We start from the raw sequence: 17046 nt of genomic DNA, 5'->3' as shown, positions 1-17046 counted from the left end.
CCCCCGACATGACCCACAGCACCGGCACCCTGTACATCATTTCCGCCCCTTCAGGCGCGGGCAAGAGCAGCCTGGTCAAGGCCCTGACCGACGCCAACCCGGAAATCCGCGTCTCGATTTCCCACACCACCCGCGCCATGCGCCCGGGCGAAGTGGACGGCGTGAACTATCACTTCGTAACCCGCGAAGAGTTCGTGAAGATGGGCGAGCACGGCGACTTCCTGGAACGCGCCGAAGTCTTCGGCAACTTCTACGGCACCTCACAAAGCCGCCTGCAGCAGACCCTGGACGAAGGTCACGACCTGATTCTCGAGATCGACTGGCAAGGCGCCGAGCAAGTGCGAAAGCTGATGCCGCAGGCCCGTTCGATCTTCATCCTGCCGCCATCGCTGCAGGCCCTGCACCAACGCCTGACCAACCGTGGCCAGGACAGCGACGAGATCATCGACGGCCGGATGCGTGAAGCGGTCAGCGAGATGAGCCACTACGTCGAGTACGACTACCTGATCATCAATGACGATTTCGCCCACGCGCTGGACGATCTGAAAGCGATTTTCCGCGCCAATCAGCTGCAACAGAAACGCCAACAGGTGCGTTTCGGCAAATTGCTGGCTGAATTGCTGGGCTGAAACAGCACTTCCCAAAACCGCTGCAAGGGCTTTACATTGGCACTTGCAGCGCGTTGAAGAGTCTGGTCAAAAAATCAGCGCTTCCCTAATCGCTGGTGATTTTTTAAACTGTTGAGTCCGCTCGCCCAACCGGGCAGCGCGCATATTGCATTCGCTCCGAGGAATACCATGGCCCGCGTAACCGTTGAAGACTGCCTAGAACACGTGGAAAACCGCTTTGAGCTGGTCATGCTCTCTACCAAGCGTGCCCGTCAACTGGCCACCGGCGGCAAAGAGCCCCTGGTTCAGTGGGAAAACGACAAACCGACCGTAGTTGCGCTGCGTGAAATCGCTGAAGGCCTGATGAGCTACGAGTTCATCGCCGAGCAGGAAATCGTCCACGAAGACCCTGTCTTCGCTGCGTTCGAGGACGAGTCCAACGAGGCCGTCTAAGCCTATGCCTGGTCGACGTAGCACGGCGCGGGATCACAGCCTACGGCAGGAGACATCATGCCGAGCATAGACGCCCTCGCCGATCGCTTATCGACCTACCTCGGCAATGACCAGGTCAACCTGGTCCGCCGAGCGTATTTCTACGCCGAACAAGCCCACGACGGCCAACGCCGCCGCAGCGGCGAGGCGTACGTCACGCATCCTCTTGCCGTGGCCAATATTCTTGCCGACATGCACATGGACCATCAGAGCCTGATGGCTGCGATGCTGCATGACGTGATCGAAGACACCGGTATCGCCAAGGAAGCGCTGCAAGCGCAGTTCGGTGAAACCGTGGCCGAACTGGTCGACGGGGTCAGCAAACTGACCCAGATGAACTTCGAAACCAAGGCTGAAGCCCAGGCGGAAAACTTCCAGAAGATGGCCATGGCCATGGCGCGCGACATTCGCGTGATCCTGGTCAAGCTCGCCGACCGTCTGCACAACATGCGTACGCTGGAAGTGCTGTCCGGCGAAAAACGCCGACGCATCGCCAAGGAAACCCTCGAGATCTACGCACCCATCGCCAACCGGCTGGGCATGCACGCGATCCGCATCGAGTTCGAAGACCTCGGCTTCAAGGCGATGCACCCGATGCGTTCCGCGCGCATCTACCAGGCGGTCAAGCGCGCCCGGGGTAACCGCAAGGAAATCGTCAACAAGATCGAAGAATCCCTCGGCCACTGCCTCGCCATCGACGGCATCCAGGGTGAAGTCAGCGGTCGCCAGAAACACCTCTACGGCATCTACAAGAAAATGCGCGGCAAGCGTCGGGCCTTCAACGAGATCATGGACGTCTACGCGTTCCGGATCATCGTCGACAAGGTCGATACCTGCTACCGCGTGCTGGGTGCCGTACATAATTTGTACAAACCGTTGCCGGGCCGCTTCAAGGATTACATCGCGATCCCCAAGGCCAACGGCTATCAGTCGCTGCACACCACGCTGTTCGGCATGCACGGCGTACCGATCGAGATCCAGATCCGCACCCGTGAAATGGAAGAGATGGCCAACAACGGCATCGCCGCCCATTGGCTGTACAAATCCAGCGGCGACGAACAGCCGAAAGGCACTCATGCCCGCGCCCGTCAGTGGGTCAAAGGCGTGCTGGAAATGCAGCAACGTGCCGGCAACTCGCTGGAATTCATCGAGAGCGTGAAGATCGACCTGTTCCCGGACGAGGTTTACGTGTTCACGCCCAAAGGCCGGATCATGGAGCTGCCCAAAGGCTCCACGGCGGTCGACTTTGCCTACGCGGTACACACCGACGTCGGCAACAGCTGCATCGCCTGCCGGATCAACCGTCGTCTCGCGCCGCTGTCCGAACCGCTGCAAAGCGGCTCCACGGTCGAGATCGTCAGCGCCCCCGGCGCGCGGCCGAACCCGGCGTGGCTCAACTTCGTGGTCACCGGCAAGGCGCGCACACACATCCGCCATGCGCTGAAACTGCAGCGCCGCTCCGAATCCATCAGCCTCGGCGAACGCCTGCTGAACAAGGTGCTCAACGGCTTCGACAGCGCGCTGGAACAGATTCCGGCCGAACGCGTGAAGGCGATGCTCACCGAGTACCGCCTCGAACTGATCGAAGACTTGCTGGAAGACATCGGCCTCGGCAACCGCATGGCCTACGTCGTGGCGCGCCGCCTGCTCGGCGAAGGCGAGCAACTGCCAAGCCCGGAAGGCCCGCTGGCGATTCGCGGCACCGAAGGTTTGGTCCTCAGTTATGCCAAATGCTGCACGCCGATCCCGGGCGACCCGATTGTCGGTCACCTGTCGGCGGGCAAAGGCATGGTCGTGCACCTGGACAACTGCCGCAACATCAGCGAAATCCGCCACAACCCGGAAAAATGCATCCAGCTCTCGTGGGCCAAGGATGTCACCGGCGAATTCAACGTCGAACTGCGCGTCGAGCTGGAACACCAGCGCGGCCTGATCGCCCTGCTGGCCAGCAGCGTCAACGCAGCCGACGGCAATATCGAGAAAATCAGCATGGACGAACGCGATGGCCGCATCAGCGTTGTCCAGTTGGTGGTCAGCGTCCACGACCGTGTGCACCTGGCCCGCGTGATCAAGAAACTGCGCGCCCTGACCGGGGTGATCCGCATCACCCGCATGCGTGCATAACTCAAACATTACAAGGAGTCATACATGACCAAGACTGTTATCACCAGCGACAAGGCCCCGGCCGCCATCGGTACTTACTCTCAGGCGATCAAGGCCGGTAACACCGTTTATATGTCGGGTCAGATTCCCCTCGATCCAAAAACCATGGAACTGGTCGAAGGCTTCGAAGCCCAGACCGTCCAGGTGTTCGAGAACCTGAAAGCCGTGGCCGAAGCCGCCGGCGGCTCGTTCAAGGACATCGTCAAGCTGAACATCTTCCTCACCGACCTGAGCCACTTCGCCAAGGTCAACGAGATCATGGGCAAGTACTTCGACCAGCCGTACCCGGCGCGCGCCGCCATCGGCGTGGCAGCCCTGCCAAAGGGTTCGCAGGTTGAAATGGATGCCATTCTGGTCATCGAGTAATGCGCACGGCGCGGCCCTAGACGCCGCGCCGACTGCTCTGCGGTAAAGAAAAGGTTTTGAAAGGATTCCACCATGCGCAAAGCGCTTGCTCTCTCGCTGCTCGCCATTTTCCTCGGCGGTTGCGCCAGCAACCCTGCCGACCGTGACATCAGCGGTACCTGGATCAATCAGGTCGCCATCGATGCCGCTGCCAAGGGCGGCCCCCTGCGCGAAGCGCTTCAGGCTTACGGCCCGAACCTGGAGTGGGACGTCAACACCAAGGCCGGTCAGGCCCGCTACACCAACGGTTTCGAAAACGTCGAAGGTCGCCTGCTCGGCGAACAGTCCGGTGTCTGGAAAGTCGATTTCTATGGCAGCTCCGCCAGCGAGCTGAAACGTGATGGTGGTCAACTGCAACAAGCCGCCAATGAAAACGAACCGGAACAGGTCTTCGACCGCGCACAGATTCCGGTGCCGGAAGGCGCACCGATCGGCGCCAGCTTCGAACGCGCGCTGTATTCCGCTTATCTGGGCGGCAACTGGACGATCACCAGCGGCCAGGGCGAAGGCGCCACCGTGCAATTCCAGGCTGACGGACAAGTCTCCGGCCTGCCGGGTGCCGACCGCTATGCGTTGTGCCTCGCCGGCGATTGCGCGTCGATGAGCAGCGGCAACGACAGCATGTGGTTGCAGCAGAACGGTCAGGGCAATAACTGGATCTTTGTGCGCAAGGGCAAAGAGCTGGAAATCCTGCAGGCCGTGAACACCGCGCTGGCGGACGAACAACCGCAGTTCACCCCGGGTGAACGCAAGTGGTTGCTCGAGAAGCAGTGATCGGCGCTTGAGACAAAAAAAGGCGGGAGCAAACATTTGCTCCCGCCTTTTTACGCCTGAAGATCAGCAGCGCCCCTCAAGAATCGCGGCATACCCCTCGCGATAACTCGGATACTTCGGCACCCAACCCAGCGCCTTCGCCCGGGCATTGCTGCAACGCTTGCTGCCGGTGCGACGCACGCTCTCGTCTTCCGACCACTCGGTGACACTCAAATACTCACGCAGCCATGCCACCACTTCGGCCAGCGGCGCTGGCGCATCGTCCACGCCGATATAGATGTCATCCAGCGCCCCGCCCTTGCGAGCCGCTTCCAGTAGAAACGCCATCAACCCCGCCGCGTCATCGGCATGGATGCGATTGCCATACAGCGGCGGATCGATCGCCACCCGATAACCACGACGTACCTGAGTCAGCAGCCACTCACGGCCGGGGCCGTAAATGCCGGTCAGGCGCACGATGCTCGCGGGAATGCCGCTGTTGAGCGCAACCTGCTCGGCCTCCAGCATCACCCGACCGGAATAACCGGCGGCGACGGTTTCGGATTTTTCATCGACCCATTCGCCGTTCTGCTGCCCGTAAACACTGCTGCTGGAAACGAACAGCAGCCGCTCCGGCTCCTGACCGTAATCGTTCAGCCAACCCAGCACATGCTGCAAACCCTGCACATACGCCGCGCGATAACCGGCCTCATCGTGATCGGTGGCCGCCGCGCTATACACCAGGTAATCGATAGCGCCCACCGGCCACGTCTCGGGGCAATCCTCATTGAACAAGTCACCGGCCACACCGATAACGCCGTCCGGCAAACGTGAAATATCACGGCGCAGGCCATAGACCTGGAAGCCGACAGCCAGCAATTGCGTGGCCAGACGGCTGCCGACATCACCGCAACCGGCGATCAAAACAGAAGGCGCGGACATCAAAAATCTCCCATCGGAAAGCGACAGACTAGCCTCGACAAGGGACGAGCGGCTAGCAATGAAGGAAAAAAAGCAACTCTATTACTTCTGTTAACAAGAATTACTTGCAATAATGCACGCCACTTTTGTTCTCGGCCTCACGAGGCCTGGAAGAGCATTACCGTTTTTCTATCTCAGGTCCGGCCAGCATGACACGCATTCAAAACTCCGCTTCGCCAACCAACCGACCTCGCGCCTGGAGCGCCGTGGCTGCCCTGCTGCTCAGCCTGATGCTGGCGCCAGTCGCCGCATTCGCTGACGCCCAGGCCCCGGCCGCGCCAGCCGCCACCGAGCAAAGCGCTCCGGCCGCCGCACCCGCGACCGACCCGGTGCAGGCCGTAGAGGCCAGCGCCGCCGACGCGCCGGAAGTCCTCGAAGCCGACAACACTCTGGGCATGGCCCACGACCTGTCGCCATGGGGCATGTACCAGAACGCCGACGTGATCGTTAAAGCCGTGATGATCGGCCTGGCCATCGCCTCGATCATCACCTGGACCATCTGGATCGCCAAGGGTTTCGAGCTGATGGGCGCCAAGCGTCGTCTGCGCGGCGAGATTGCCGCCCTGAAAAAAGCCGCCACGCTCAAAGAGGCCAGCGCCACCGCCGCGAAGGAAGGCACCCTCGCCAACCTGCTGGTACACGACGCGCTGGAAGAAATGCGCCTGTCGACCAACGCCCGCGAGAAAGAAGGCATCAAGGAACGCGTCAGCTTCCGCCTCGAGCGCCTGGTTGCCGCCTGTGGCCGCAACATGAGCAGCGGCACCGGCGTCCTCGCCACCATCGGTTCCACCGCACCGTTCGTCGGTCTGTTCGGTACCGTGTGGGGCATCATGAACAGCTTCATCGGCATCGCCAAAACCCAGACCACCAACCTTGCCGTTGTAGCACCGGGTATCGCTGAAGCGCTGCTGGCTACCGCACTGGGTCTGGTTGCCGCGATTCCTGCCGTGGTCATCTACAACGTCTTCGCCCGCTCCATCGCCGGTTACAAGGCTCAGGTGTCCGATGCGTCGGCTCAGGTGCTGCTGCTGGTCAGCCGCGACCTCGACCACCAGCCTGAGCGCAACAGCTCGCAACCGCACATGGTGAAAGTGGGGTAATCGGCCATGGGCCTGCATTTGAAAGAAGGCGCAGACGACGATCTGGCCGAGAACCACGAAATCAACGTCACGCCGTTCATCGACGTGATGCTGGTGCTGTTGATCATCTTCATGGTGGCCGCGCCGCTGGCCACCGTGGACATCAAGGTTGACCTGCCTGCCTCGACCGCCAAACCGGCGCCGCGGCCGGAGAAACCGGTGTTCCTCAGCGTGAAGGCTGACCAGCGCCTGTTCATTGGCGATGACGAAGTGAAAGCCGAAACCCTCGGCGCCGTCCTCGACGCCAAGACCCAGGGCAAGAAAGACACGACGATCTTCTTCCAGGCCGACAAAGGCGTGGATTACGGCGACCTGATGAGCGTGATGGATAACCTGCGCGCCGCCGGTTACCTGAAGGTCGGTCTGGTCGGACTCGAGAGCGCGGTCAAGAAATGATCACGACGCGCCATAAGCTGACGCGTTACAGCGGTAGCCTGGCCGTGGTGCTGGGTGTTCACGCGCTGGCCATCGCGCTGGCGCTGAACTGGACCGCCCGCCCGCCCATCGAATTGCCGCCGCAGGCAATGATGGTCGAGCTGGCACCGGTTCCGGCCCCACCACCGCCCGCACCGCCGAAAGTCGTCACGCCACCGCAGCCACCGGCTCCGGTTGAAGAACTGCCGATCCCGAAACTGGCCGAAGCGCCGAAAGCCGAGATCGCGGTGCAGAAACCGAAACCCAAGCCGAAACCCAAACCGCCGAAGCCGATCGAGAAGAAACTGCCCGATCCGCCGAAGGAGAAACCGTCCGAAGAGAAGCCGGCCGACACCCAGCCGACTCAGGCCCCGACGGAGAAATCCGCCCTGCCTGCACCGGGCCCGTCCCCTGCACAATTGGCCGCCAAGGCCAGCTGGCAAGGCACCCTGCTCGCGCATCTGGCCAAGTACAAGAAGTACCCGGCCAGCGCTCAGGCACGGGGCAAGGAAGGCTTGAACCGGTTGCGTTTCGTGGTCGATGGCGAAGGCAACGTGCTGTCGTTCGAACTGGTGGGCCGCTCCGGCAACGCCGATCTGGACCGGGCCACCCTGGAAATGATCCGCCGCGCCCAACCGCTGCCCAAGCCGCCGGCCGACATGCTGACCAATGGCGCGATCGAAATCGTTGCGCCGTTTGTGTACTCGCTGGAACGCCGCCGCTGATCCGCACTCGCGGATCTCGGCCTGATCCAGCCAAAAAGGCACCGAAAGGTGCCTTTTGCTTATCCATCCACGGCAAACCGGCATTGCCCGGTGTCGCATTCATCACTCAGTCTGATAACGTGCGTCTATCGATTGCAGCCGGTATGCTTGGCCCGCATCTTCATGGACGCTTGCTATGACCCTCACAGAATTACGCTACATCGTTACCCTCGCCCAAGAGCAGCATTTCGGCCACGCGGCCGAGCGTTGCCACGTCAGCCAGCCGACCCTGTCGGTGGGCGTGAAAAAGCTTGAAGACGAACTCGGTGTGCTGATTTTCGAGCGCAGCAAAAGCGCCGTGCGTCTGACCCCGGTCGGCGAAGGCATCGTCGCCCAGGCGCAGAAAGTGCTGGAGCAGGCCCAGGGCATTCGCGAACTGGCCCAGGCCGGCAAGAACCAGCTGACCGCCCCGCTGAAAGTCGGCGCGATCTACACCGTCGGCCCGTACCTGTTCCCGCACCTGATTCCGCAACTGCACCGGGTCGCCCCGCAGATGCCGTTGTACATCGAAGAAAACTTCACCCACGTGCTGCGCGACAAATTGCGCAACGGCGAACTGGACGCGATCATCATCGCCCTGCCGTTCAACGAAGCCGACGTGCTGACCCTGCAACTCTACGACGAGCCGTTCTACGTCCTGATGCCTGCCCAGCACCCGTGGACCCAGAAAGAATCCATCGACGCCGCGCTGCTCAATGACAAGAGCCTGCTGCTGCTCGGCGAGGGCCATTGCTTCCGCGATCAAGTGCTGGAAGCCTGCCCGACCCTGACCAAGGGCAACGACGGCGCCAAGCACACCACGGTCGAATCCAGCTCGCTGGAAACCATTCGCCACATGGTCGCGTCCGGTCTGGGCATCTCGATCCTGCCGCTGTCGGCGGTGGACAGCCATCACTACGCCCCGGGCGTGATCGAAGTGCGCCCGCTGTCGGCACCAGTGCCGTTCCGCACCGTGGCCATCGCCTGGCGCGCCAGTTTCCCACGGCCGAAAGCCATCGAGATCCTCGCCGACTCCATTCGCCTGTGCTCGGTCGCCAAACCTGCCGCGCCGGTCACGGCCGGTTAAGCCAGCGTCATGACGGAGCTGTCGCAGGTGTCGGTCACCGCACTCAAGGGTGTCGGTGAAGCCATGGCCGAGAAACTGGCCAAGGTCGGTCTGGAAAACCTCCAGGACGTACTGTTCCACCTGCCACTGCGTTATCAGGATCGCACCCGCGTGGTGCCGATCGGCGCGTTGCGGCCGGGGCAGGACGCCGTGGTCGAAGGCACCGTCAGCGGCGCCGACGTGGTCATGGGCCGACGCCGCAGCCTCGTCGTGCGCTTGCAGGACGGCACCGGCGGACTGAGCCTGCGCTTCTATCACTTCAGCAACGCGCAGAAAGAAGGCCTAAAGCGCGGCACGCGGATTCGCTGCTACGGCGAAGCCCGGCCCGGTGCCTCGGGGCTGGAGATCTACCACCCGGAATACCGCGCCATCAATGGCGACGAACCGCCGCCGGTGGATGAAACCCTGACCCCGGTCTACCCGCTGACCGAAGGCCTGACCCAGGCGCGTCTGCGTCAGTTGTGCATGCAGACCCTGACCCTGCTCAAGCCATCCACCCTGCCCGACTGGCTACCGACCGAACTGGCCCGCGACTATCAACTGGCGCCGCTGGCCGACGCGATCCGCTACCTGCACAACCCGCCCGCCGATGCCGACGTCGACGAACTCGCCCTTGGCCATCACTGGGCCCAGCACCGCCTCGCTTTCGAGGAACTGCTGACTCATCAACTGTCCCAGCAACGCCTGCGCGAGAGCATGCGCTCCCTGCGCGCGCCGGCGATGCCGAAAGCCACCAAGCTGCCGGCAAAATACCTGGCCAACCTCGGCTTCAATCCGACCGGCGCTCAGCAACGAGTCGGCAACGAAATCGCCTACGACCTCAGCCAGCACGAACCGATGCTGCGGCTGATTCAGGGCGACGTCGGCGCGGGCAAAACCGTGGTCGCCGCCCTCGCTGCGCTGCAAGCGCTGGAAGCGGGCTATCAGGTCGCGCTGATGGCGCCGACCGAGATCCTCGCCGAGCAGCACTTCATCACCTTCAAGCGCTGGCTCGAACCGCTGGGCATCGACGTGGCGTGGCTGGCCGGCAAGCTCAAGGGCAAGAACCGCGTCGCCGCGCTGGAACAGATCGCCAGCGGCACGCCGATGGTGGTCGGCACCCACGCGCTGTTCCAGGACGAAGTGCAGTTCAAGAATCTGGCGCTGGTGATCATCGACGAACAACACCGCTTCGGCGTGCAGCAACGTCTGGCGCTGCGGCAGAAAGGCGTTGGCGGGCGCATGTGTCCGCATCAATTGATCATGACCGCCACGCCGATTCCGCGGACGCTGGCGATGAGCGCCTACGCCGACCTCGACACCTCGATCCTCGACGAACTGCCGCCCGGCCGAACCCCGGTCAACACCGTGCTGGTCACCGACACCCGCCGCGTCGAAGTCATCGAGCGGGTGCGCAGCGCCTGCGCCGAGGGCCGTCAGGCCTATTGGGTGTGCACGCTGATCGAAGAGTCCGAAGAGCTGACCTGCCAGGCCGCCGAAACCACGTTTGAAGACCTGACCGCCGCCCTCGGCGAGCTGAAGGTCGGGCTGATCCACGGCCGCATGAAACCCGCCGAGAAAGCCGCCGTCATGGCCGAATTCAAGGCCGGCAACCTGCAACTGCTGGTCGCCACCACCGTGATCGAAGTCGGCGTGGACGTACCCAACGCCAGCCTGATGATCATCGAAAACCCCGAGCGCCTGGGCCTTGCGCAACTGCACCAGTTGCGCGGTCGCGTCGGCCGGGGCAGCGCCGTCAGCCATTGCGTGCTGCTCTACCATCCGCCGCTGTCGCAGATCGGCCGCCAGCGCCTGGGCATCATGCGCGAGACCAACGACGGTTTCGTCATCGCCGAAAAAGACCTTGAACTGCGCGGCCCCGGCGAAATGCTCGGCACCCGCCAGACCGGTCTGCTGCAATTCAAGGTCGCCGACCTGATGCGCGACGCCGATCTGCTGCCCGCCGTGCGCGATGCCGCCCAGGCCTTGCTCGAACGCTGGCCTGCGCACGTAAGCCCGTTGCTCGACCGCTGGCTGCGACACGGGCAGCAATACGGCCAAGTGTGAGCACCGTCGCAGTTTCTGACAGCTCGTTCCAACCAAGCTGGTTATACTCCTGCAATTGTTTCAAAAACGGATACAGACCATGACCGAAGCTGCTCTCGCCCCCGAATCACCGCACGCTCCGTCTGTTATTCGGCTGCTGCTCAACAAGCTGGGCGTCGCCTACGAAGAAGTGCTCGACCACCACGGCCTCAATGCCTCGCGCAAAGTGCAGGCCGTGTTGCTGGACGACGCGGTCGGTGCGCTGATGGTGCTGTTTCCACAGAGCCAGTTGCTGGATCTCAACCGCCTCGCCGAGCTGACGGGCCGTCGCCTGACCGCCGTGTCCACCGAGCGCCTGGAAAAGATGCTCGGCAAACACAGCCTGAGCCTGCTGCCGGGCCTGCCGGCGCTGACCAGCTCGCCGTGCCTCTACGAAGAAGGCCTGCTGCGCGAGCCGAAGTTGCTGATCAACTCCGGCGAGCCGGGCCTGCTGCTGGAAATCGCCAGCGAAGACTTCAAGACCATGCTGACCAAGGCCAGCGCCGCCAACTTCGGCGAAGCCCTGAGCAGCATCCGCCCGAACCTCGACCGCCCGGACGATGACCGCGAGGAAATCACCCAGGCCGTGCAGGCGTTCACCGCGCGGCGCATCCAGCAGCGTCTGGAAGCTACCATCGAAATTCCGCCGCTGGCCGAAACCGCACAAAAAATCATCAAACTGCGCGTCGACCCGAACGCCACCATCGACGACATCACCGGCGTGGTCGAAACCGACCCGGCGCTGGCTGCGCAAGTGGTGAGCTGGGCGGCGTCGCCGTACTACGCCTCGCCGGGCAAGATCCGTTCGGTGGAAGACGCGATCGTCCGCGTGCTGGGCTTCGATCTGGTGATCAACCTGGCGCTGGGCCTGGCCCTTGGCAAGACCCTGAGCCTGCCCAAGGATCACCCGCAACACACCACGCCGTACTGGCAGCAGTCGATCTACACCGCTGCCGTCATCGAGGGCCTGACCCGCGCCATGCCGCGCGCCCAGCGTCCGGAATCCGGCCTGACCTACCTCGCCGGCCTCCTGCACAACTTCGGCTACCTGCTGCTGGCCCACGTGTTCCCGCCGCACTTCTCGCTGATCTGCCGCCACCTGGAGGTCAACCCGCACCTGTGCCACAGCTATGTCGAGCAACACCTGCTGGGCATCAGCCGCGAACAGATCGGCTCCTGGCTGATGCGCTACTGGGACATGCCGGACGAACTGGCCACCGCCCTGCGCTTCCAGCACGACCCGAACTACGACGGCGCCTACGCCGAATACCCGAACCTCGTCTGCCTGGCCGTGCGCCTGCTGCGCAGTCGCGGGATCGGCTCCGGCCCGGATGAAGACATTCCGGATGCGCTGCTGGAGCGTGTTGGTCTGACTCGTGACAAGGCCAATGATGTGGTCAGCAAAGTGCTTGAGGCGGAAGTGTTGTTGCGTGAACTGGCTTCGCAATTTAGCCAGGCTTAAAGCAAATTTCGAAACGCCAACCAGGGCCTTTTTTGATTGCAAATAGGGCCCTGGTTACTCAGATTTCGGTCACTTTGCCAGCAACGACAGCAAACTAGCGCCCTGCTATGATTTGACGGCAATCAGAGGAATTTCCGATGACCCAAACAGATGCTGTCAGCGTTGCAAGCGAAGTGCGCAAGCTAGCCAAAGACAACAAGGTTACGGCCAGACGTGACGGCATGAGTTGTATGGCCGTTGGCATTACCCGTTTGGCTGGCGATGTCGTCGAGCTGGATGGCATCGAACAGTTGCTCGTCAACCTCAAGAGAAAAGGCGTTCTGAGCAAATCTGAAATCCTGGCGCTCCAAGGGCGCTATCTTCAGGAAAGGCGTGCACAGAAACGTAGCGCATGACTTTCGATCCATTCGGCGACTTCGAGACGGCTGGATATCTTCAAAACTCGCTGCAACTGAAAGATCCCGTTGAAGTAAAAGAGTCAGAGCATCTTTCGTTCGAATTGAGTATCGAAGAGGCGCTTGCCTATCTGGCCAAGAAAAAGCCAATCGATTACCAGACTGTACTCAAGGTTCACGAAATCCTGTTCTCCGGCTTCTATCACTGGGCAGGAAAAGACCGGAACGAGCTCGTCCCCCACCTGGCAGTCTTCAAGGGCTCTCTCGACGACCCTCGCAGCACAGTCTTTGAGCGCCCGGACTCCATCAAAATGTCGGTCGACTATGCGCTCAAGCTCGCAACAGACAAGAAACGCTTCAGAGACCGTCCCGGCGGAGTGATGGGCCAGCTGGCTTTCGCACACCCCTTCCTGGACGGCAATGGACGCGCGATTCTATTGGTCTTCATGGAACTCTGTTATCGAGCCGGGTTCGCCATCGACTGGTCAAGAACAAACAAAGACGACTACTTGCGGGCACTCAGCGACGAGATCCGAGAACCTCGCGAAAGGCATCTCGATAACTACCTCAACCCGTTCGTAGTCGATATATCCAGTCGTGACGAATGGCCAGAGACCATCAGTGGCATCAGAGGCCTGGATGGCCTGGACAAGGAAGACATCACTTACGAGAACCTGGACAACCCGCAAGTCCAGCAGATCTACAAGACCTACCGGAGCCAGCCACTGGACGGCGAGCTTCCTGAGCCGGAGAGCTGAAGAGGCGAGCCGCCTGAAAGGTTTATGACTTCGGCTTGGCCTTACGCGGCTTCAAATACTTCATCAACCCCTGAAACCACATCACCAGCGCCGGATTCCCCTTGAGCTGGATCGACTTGTCCTGAATCCCCTGCATGAACGCCAGCTGCTTGTTCTTCGCCTGCATCGTGGCAAACCCGAACGCCGCGTCTTTAAAGGCAATCGCAAACGCCGGCTCCGCCACCACCCCGGACTTGCTGGTAATGCGCTGGTCCTTCACCACAAAATGCCGCGCCACCTTCCCGTCCAGAGTCTGTAGCTGAAACACCAGATCCTTGTCACCCAACTGCTGCTGGAACGCAGGATTTGTCCGACTGGCCTTACCCATCAACAGACCCAGCATCCACAGAAGAAAACGAAATTTCATGCGCACAGCCTCAAAAGGAAAATGAACGGCTGGGGGAGTGTAAGGGATTCGGATGGATTCGCCACTATCTTGGATGGATAGAAGACGATGCATGGCTTTTCCTGAAAGATGACTACCAAGTCACGACTTCACTCTCAGAACTAGATCGTTTCCACACTCTGCGTAGGAATGCATCCCGTGACGCTCCGCGTCACGCCATTCCCCCCGTCCTACACCTGAAGAAACACATTCCTGTAGGAGCTGCCGGAGGCGGCGATCTTTTGATCCTCTACCTCGCAAATCCTTGGGAAATGTCCTTCAAACTGCGGTGCTGTCCATGAACTAGGCAGGCTGGACCATCGTCGATAGCCTCTGTGTGTCACCGCAAAATCGGTGACTCGGACGTGCAAGTCCGGGCTCGTCATTCATCCGGTTATAGCTATTCACCAAGCATTTTCCTATGCTCGCGAATCGTTATGGCGGCTGTGTGTGGGAGACCTTCGGGTCTGCCGGTTGCCGAGTCCGGTCTTGCACACCTATACACAGCTGCCACCCTTTCGAAGCAAGCGAAGTGGTGTCAGCTCCATAACTCGGTGAAATCACGATGTTCAAGCCAACACCCAATCCCCCAGAAACACCAGAAACCTCCCCCTACGAATCCCCCGATTCAAAGAAACTCCACGAAGCCGCCGAACGCGCCCTCGACCACCATTTCAAACCCAGCGCCCCACGCCCAAAACGCCTGGGCGGCCTGTTCGCCCTCTGCCCCAACGCCGACGCCGAAGCGCTCATGGCCAACGCCTCCGAAGACCTCCTGTCCATCAGCGCCTTCGCCGCCAACCTGGCCGACGACCTCGACGGCCCCCGCCGCTCGATGGCACTGGGCCTGAGCAGAATGGCGGACGGCGTGCGGTTGATGGTGGAAGGCACGCTCGATCACATTGAGTTTCGGGAGTATCAGGCTAAGCCGTAGCTGAATCGCGGGCGGAAAAAAGGGGACGTTGAGTCCCCTTTTCCATTCTTCGGCAACAGCAACTAGCGAAAGTCCTCTGCGCTTTTTGGGGCCGTCTCTAGCCCGAAATCCGCCAACCGATGTACGTAAGCATGACCACCGGCATTACAAGACTGCCGGAATACAACTTTGTCCCCCTTGAGCACCTTCAGATAACTCACGAAGGCCTGGTTAACGAGGTAGGTATACGCACCGCTTTTGAACTTGATGATGTTCAGGTTCACGCTGCCTTCCGACCCATCTACAACAAAGAATTTGCCCTTGGGTGGCGTAGCATTCTTCGGGTAGACCATCTCGATATTCCCCGGCACACCGTAGCGATACTGAACAGAACCGGCCGTGGGCTTGCTGTTTCCCCGCGCACAAACAGAAACCGTCTTGCCGCCCTCCAGCGGGCAGCTGAAGTAAATGTCTTCGTCATCCGAGCACAACGTTCCATCCTGCCCGCCCTTCAACGGCGCCGTCTCCTGCGAAACGCGCTCCGGCGCTTTCGCGATATCAGCACAGTTGGACAGGCAAACCAGCTTCGAAAGATCCGGATCATCGCTTTCAGTGAACAGGTAAGTCGCTGAACCATCGCGGTTGCGGGCGTGATAAACGGGAACACTGACGGCCAGCCCCTTGGCCGACACCGGCACCTTGGCATCCCCGCCCGAGACAACCCAGCCTTCGGCCTCCCCGCATAACGCCTCCAAAGCGACTTCACTGAACGAGTCTTTCGTGGGCACGGCGAACGGCTTGGCATCACCTCGGCAGTCGTAGCCATGCCAGTAAGGCCCGGTGTTCATATCAATGTCGATCGAGAAAACATAAGCGCCGTCGAGCACAACTTTGCCGCTGTCATAGGTGAAAACCAGCCAACGGCGCGACTTCGCCTGGGAGTAATTTTCTTCCTGAAGGATGTAGCGCTCGCCATCTCGATACAGCCAGAAGTCACTCATCGCCCCTGCCGGCTCCGCCGTCTCGGATAGGCGCTGCCCGGAATGTGCGTCCACCAGAAAGTTGTCCTTCAGCGCCAGCGCACAGTCGCTGCCAACGTCCCTGCACGACGTGAGAGACGGGAACATCGGCCCCGCCACCGCAGAGAAAGAACACAGCAATAACGCGATCAAGCCTAATCTTTTCAACTTGCCACCTGTTTCAAAGCGAGTAATCCATCACTTCTTCCAGCTGCCAGCATGGCCCACGGACAAACCGAAACTCGAAGACATAATCGGTATCCGGTTTCTGCAGGATGGCGACGGCGTGATCACCCTGCTCTTCCTTGATGGTCAACGTCAGGCCCTGAGCTTCTCGCTTCGCTACATCCGGGATGATCGGGAACTTGAGCTGATCGCCGCTGAGACTGCTTTTCTGCATCTCGGGCTCGGGATCACCGGCTACGGTCGTGACCATTTTCAGCGGTTGCTGGACGAAGGCTTTCTGCACGTCTGCGCGTTCAGAGAAGTCTGAGAGGAACGTTGAAAAGTTGGGTGAGGGGCAAGCGACACTGGCCTTGTCACCATCAGTTTTGAGTGGCTTCTGACGGTTGCCCTGATCCAGTTTCGAATCCGAAATCATCCTTCCATCCAGATCCGCCAAGTACTTCTTGATGCTCGCCGCATCCTTGTAAGCACACTCGACTTCTACGCCATCTTCCCGATTGATACCGTCAAGGCAGTTCTGTAACTCAGGATCTGGCAGGTCACCCCGAAAGAACTGCAAAGCCAAGTAGTCACCGTCCTTGAAGAGCGGCAATTCCAGCACCGAATAGGAATCTCCTTCGAAATGCTCGTGCAGAACTTTGTGTTTTGTCAGGACAAACATGGACTTCCCCGCTCGCTCAGGGAATTTGCGCTCGAAGAAGAACACCGAGGCAATTTGTTCGCCTTCAACCTTCCACACATAATTCAGCGAAGGTTTCACCGCATTCAAGGGCGCGTAGAAAATCTCGGCATCAGGCACGTGCACGTCCCTGACTTGATCCTTGAGGTTGTTCTTCAAAAAGAACACCGTGATCTTTTGATCACCCAACGAAGCAACCACCGGGGGATGCAGTTCTCCGATGGTTTGTGGGTCGCTTGCCGATGCCGGCTGAGTCGACAAGCCGGCGATGATCCCGAGCACACCAAAACAACTTGAAAGCTTGTTCAATTCCGATCACTTC

The 17046-nt window shown here is 60.6% G+C and carries 18 protein-coding genes; 14 read left to right on the top strand and 4 right to left on the bottom strand.

From position 1 onward, the window contains the following. Window positions 1-8: 8 nt before the first annotated feature. The 5 genes from gmk (at window position 9) to C1X29_RS09520 (ending at window position 4442) form a co-directional block, all read left to right on the top strand. Window positions 9-629, top strand: coding sequence for a guanylate kinase (gene gmk / locus C1X29_RS09540; protein WP_003229498.1), 621 nt, complete (start codon window positions 9-11; stop codon window positions 627-629). A gap of 168 nt (window positions 630-797) precedes the next feature. Continuing rightward, window positions 798-1061 (top strand): DNA-directed RNA polymerase subunit omega, encoded by a 264-nt coding sequence (rpoZ, locus tag C1X29_RS09535; RefSeq protein WP_003229503.1) that lies wholly within the window; start codon window positions 798-800, stop codon window positions 1059-1061. Between the two features lie 57 nt (window positions 1062-1118). Beyond that, complete coding sequence (gene spoT / locus C1X29_RS09530; RefSeq protein ID WP_007954439.1) at window positions 1119-3224, top strand: bifunctional GTP diphosphokinase/guanosine-3',5'-bis pyrophosphate 3'-pyrophosphohydrolase; 2106 nt, start codon at window positions 1119-1121, stop codon at window positions 3222-3224. A 24-nt stretch (window positions 3225-3248) separates the two neighbouring features. Next, complete coding sequence (locus C1X29_RS09525) at window positions 3249-3629, top strand: RidA family protein (protein ID WP_003229509.1); 381 nt, start codon at window positions 3249-3251, stop codon at window positions 3627-3629. A 72-nt stretch (window positions 3630-3701) separates the two neighbouring features. Then, window positions 3702-4442 (top strand): hypothetical protein, encoded by a 741-nt coding sequence (locus C1X29_RS09520; protein ID WP_102685873.1) that lies wholly within the window; start codon window positions 3702-3704, stop codon window positions 4440-4442. A 63-nt stretch (window positions 4443-4505) separates the two neighbouring features. On the opposite strand, the gene C1X29_RS09515 is transcribed toward C1X29_RS09520, so the two are convergent. Beyond that, complete coding sequence (locus tag C1X29_RS09515; protein WP_102717310.1) at window positions 4506-5363, bottom strand: SDR family oxidoreductase; 858 nt, start codon at window positions 5361-5363, stop codon at window positions 4506-4508. A gap of 188 nt (window positions 5364-5551) precedes the next feature. On the opposite strand from C1X29_RS09515, the gene exbB reads away from it, so the two are divergent. The 8 genes from exbB (at window position 5552) to C1X29_RS09475 (ending at window position 13503) form a co-directional block, all read left to right on the top strand. Then, window positions 5552-6502, top strand: coding sequence for a tonB-system energizer ExbB (gene exbB, locus C1X29_RS09510; RefSeq protein ID WP_085746806.1), 951 nt, complete (start codon window positions 5552-5554; stop codon window positions 6500-6502). A gap of 6 nt (window positions 6503-6508) precedes the next feature. Then, complete coding sequence (exbD, locus tag C1X29_RS09505) at window positions 6509-6937, top strand: TonB system transport protein ExbD (RefSeq protein WP_039765185.1); 429 nt, start codon at window positions 6509-6511, stop codon at window positions 6935-6937. Next, complete coding sequence (locus tag C1X29_RS09500) at window positions 6934-7680, top strand: energy transducer TonB (protein ID WP_102717309.1); 747 nt, start codon at window positions 6934-6936, stop codon at window positions 7678-7680. The genes exbD and C1X29_RS09500 overlap by 4 nt, the downstream gene beginning before the upstream one ends. Window positions 7681-7855: 175 nt before the next feature. Then, window positions 7856-8785 carry a hydrogen peroxide-inducible genes activator gene (locus C1X29_RS09495; protein WP_007954418.1) on the top strand — a complete coding sequence of 310 codons (930 nt, stop codon included), beginning with the start codon at window positions 7856-7858 and terminating at the stop codon, window positions 8783-8785. Window positions 8786-8794: 9 nt separating this feature from the next. Then, entirely contained in the window at window positions 8795-10870 is a 2076-nt protein-coding gene (gene recG, locus C1X29_RS09490) for an ATP-dependent DNA helicase RecG (protein ID WP_102717308.1), read from the top strand. 79 nt (window positions 10871-10949) lie between these two features. Beyond that, entirely contained in the window at window positions 10950-12350 is a 1401-nt protein-coding gene (locus C1X29_RS09485) for an aminoacyl-tRNA deacylase and HDOD domain-containing protein (RefSeq protein WP_039765182.1), read from the top strand. A gap of 137 nt (window positions 12351-12487) precedes the next feature. Continuing rightward, complete coding sequence (locus tag C1X29_RS09480) at window positions 12488-12745, top strand: hypothetical protein (protein ID WP_102717307.1); 258 nt, start codon at window positions 12488-12490, stop codon at window positions 12743-12745. Further along, the gene (locus C1X29_RS09475) at window positions 12742-13503 is read left to right on the top strand and encodes a Fic family protein (RefSeq protein ID WP_102717306.1); all 762 of its coding nucleotides are present in this window, start codon (window positions 12742-12744) and stop codon (window positions 13501-13503) included. Before C1X29_RS09480 ends, C1X29_RS09475 begins: the two co-directional genes overlap by 4 nt. Before the next feature lie 22 nt (window positions 13504-13525). Here the strand turns inward: C1X29_RS09475 and C1X29_RS09470 are convergent, their stop codons facing one another. Continuing rightward, entirely contained in the window at window positions 13526-13909 is a 384-nt protein-coding gene (locus C1X29_RS09470) for an SCP2 sterol-binding domain-containing protein (RefSeq protein WP_039765176.1), read from the bottom strand. 583 nt (window positions 13910-14492) lie between these two features. Between C1X29_RS09470 and C1X29_RS09465 the strand changes: the two genes are divergently transcribed. Continuing rightward, on the top strand, window positions 14493-14861 hold the full coding sequence (locus tag C1X29_RS09465; RefSeq protein WP_102717305.1) for a DUF6124 family protein: 369 nt from the start codon (window positions 14493-14495) through the stop codon (window positions 14859-14861). Between the two features lie 62 nt (window positions 14862-14923). Here C1X29_RS09465 and C1X29_RS09460 read toward each other — a convergent pair whose 3' ends face one another. Further along, window positions 14924-16012, bottom strand: coding sequence for a hypothetical protein (locus tag C1X29_RS09460; RefSeq protein WP_256584340.1), 1089 nt, complete (start codon window positions 16010-16012; stop codon window positions 14924-14926). Window positions 16013-16040: 28 nt separating this feature from the next. Then, window positions 16041-17033: a hypothetical protein gene (locus tag C1X29_RS09455; RefSeq protein WP_256584339.1), complete on the bottom strand. Its 993-nt coding sequence runs from the start codon at window positions 17031-17033 to the stop codon at window positions 16041-16043. Between the last annotated feature and the right edge of the window lie 13 nt (window positions 17034-17046).

This window comes from Pseudomonas sp. GW456-12-10-14-LB2, from assembly GCF_002884345.1.
Classification (GTDB): Bacteria; Pseudomonadota; Gammaproteobacteria; order Pseudomonadales; family Pseudomonadaceae; genus Aquipseudomonas; species Aquipseudomonas paraglycinae.
The sequence above is the reverse complement of the archived record's forward strand: the minus strand, read 5'-3'. Positions and strand labels throughout refer to the sequence as shown.

Bases quoted from the DNA above. Each gene is read 5' to 3' on its own strand.
- gmk (WP_003229498.1), top strand. From the start codon at position 9: ATGACCCACAGCACCGGCACCCTGTACATCATTTCCGCCCCTTCAGGC.
- rpoZ (WP_003229503.1), top strand. From the start codon at position 798: ATGGCCCGCGTAACCGTTGAAGACTGCCTAGAACACGTGGAAAACCGC.
- spoT (WP_007954439.1), top strand. From the start codon at position 1,119: ATGCCGAGCATAGACGCCCTCGCCGATCGCTTATCGACCTACCTCGGC.
- C1X29_RS09525 (WP_003229509.1), top strand. From the start codon at position 3,249: ATGACCAAGACTGTTATCACCAGCGACAAGGCCCCGGCCGCCATCGGT.
- C1X29_RS09520 (WP_102685873.1), top strand. From the start codon at position 3,702: ATGCGCAAAGCGCTTGCTCTCTCGCTGCTCGCCATTTTCCTCGGCGGT.
- C1X29_RS09515 (WP_102717310.1), bottom strand. From the start codon at position 5,363: ATGTCCGCGCCTTCTGTTTTGATCGCCGGTTGCGGTGATGTCGGCAGC.
- exbB (WP_085746806.1), top strand. From the start codon at position 5,552: ATGACACGCATTCAAAACTCCGCTTCGCCAACCAACCGACCTCGCGCC.
- exbD (WP_039765185.1), top strand. From the start codon at position 6,509: ATGGGCCTGCATTTGAAAGAAGGCGCAGACGACGATCTGGCCGAGAAC.
- C1X29_RS09500 (WP_102717309.1), top strand. From the start codon at position 6,934: ATGATCACGACGCGCCATAAGCTGACGCGTTACAGCGGTAGCCTGGCC.
- C1X29_RS09495 (WP_007954418.1), top strand. From the start codon at position 7,856: ATGACCCTCACAGAATTACGCTACATCGTTACCCTCGCCCAAGAGCAG.
- recG (WP_102717308.1), top strand. From the start codon at position 8,795: ATGACGGAGCTGTCGCAGGTGTCGGTCACCGCACTCAAGGGTGTCGGT.
- C1X29_RS09485 (WP_039765182.1), top strand. From the start codon at position 10,950: ATGACCGAAGCTGCTCTCGCCCCCGAATCACCGCACGCTCCGTCTGTT.
- C1X29_RS09480 (WP_102717307.1), top strand. From the start codon at position 12,488: ATGACCCAAACAGATGCTGTCAGCGTTGCAAGCGAAGTGCGCAAGCTA.
- C1X29_RS09475 (WP_102717306.1), top strand. From the start codon at position 12,742: ATGACTTTCGATCCATTCGGCGACTTCGAGACGGCTGGATATCTTCAA.
- C1X29_RS09470 (WP_039765176.1), bottom strand. From the start codon at position 13,909: ATGAAATTTCGTTTTCTTCTGTGGATGCTGGGTCTGTTGATGGGTAAG.
- C1X29_RS09465 (WP_102717305.1), top strand. From the start codon at position 14,493: ATGTTCAAGCCAACACCCAATCCCCCAGAAACACCAGAAACCTCCCCC.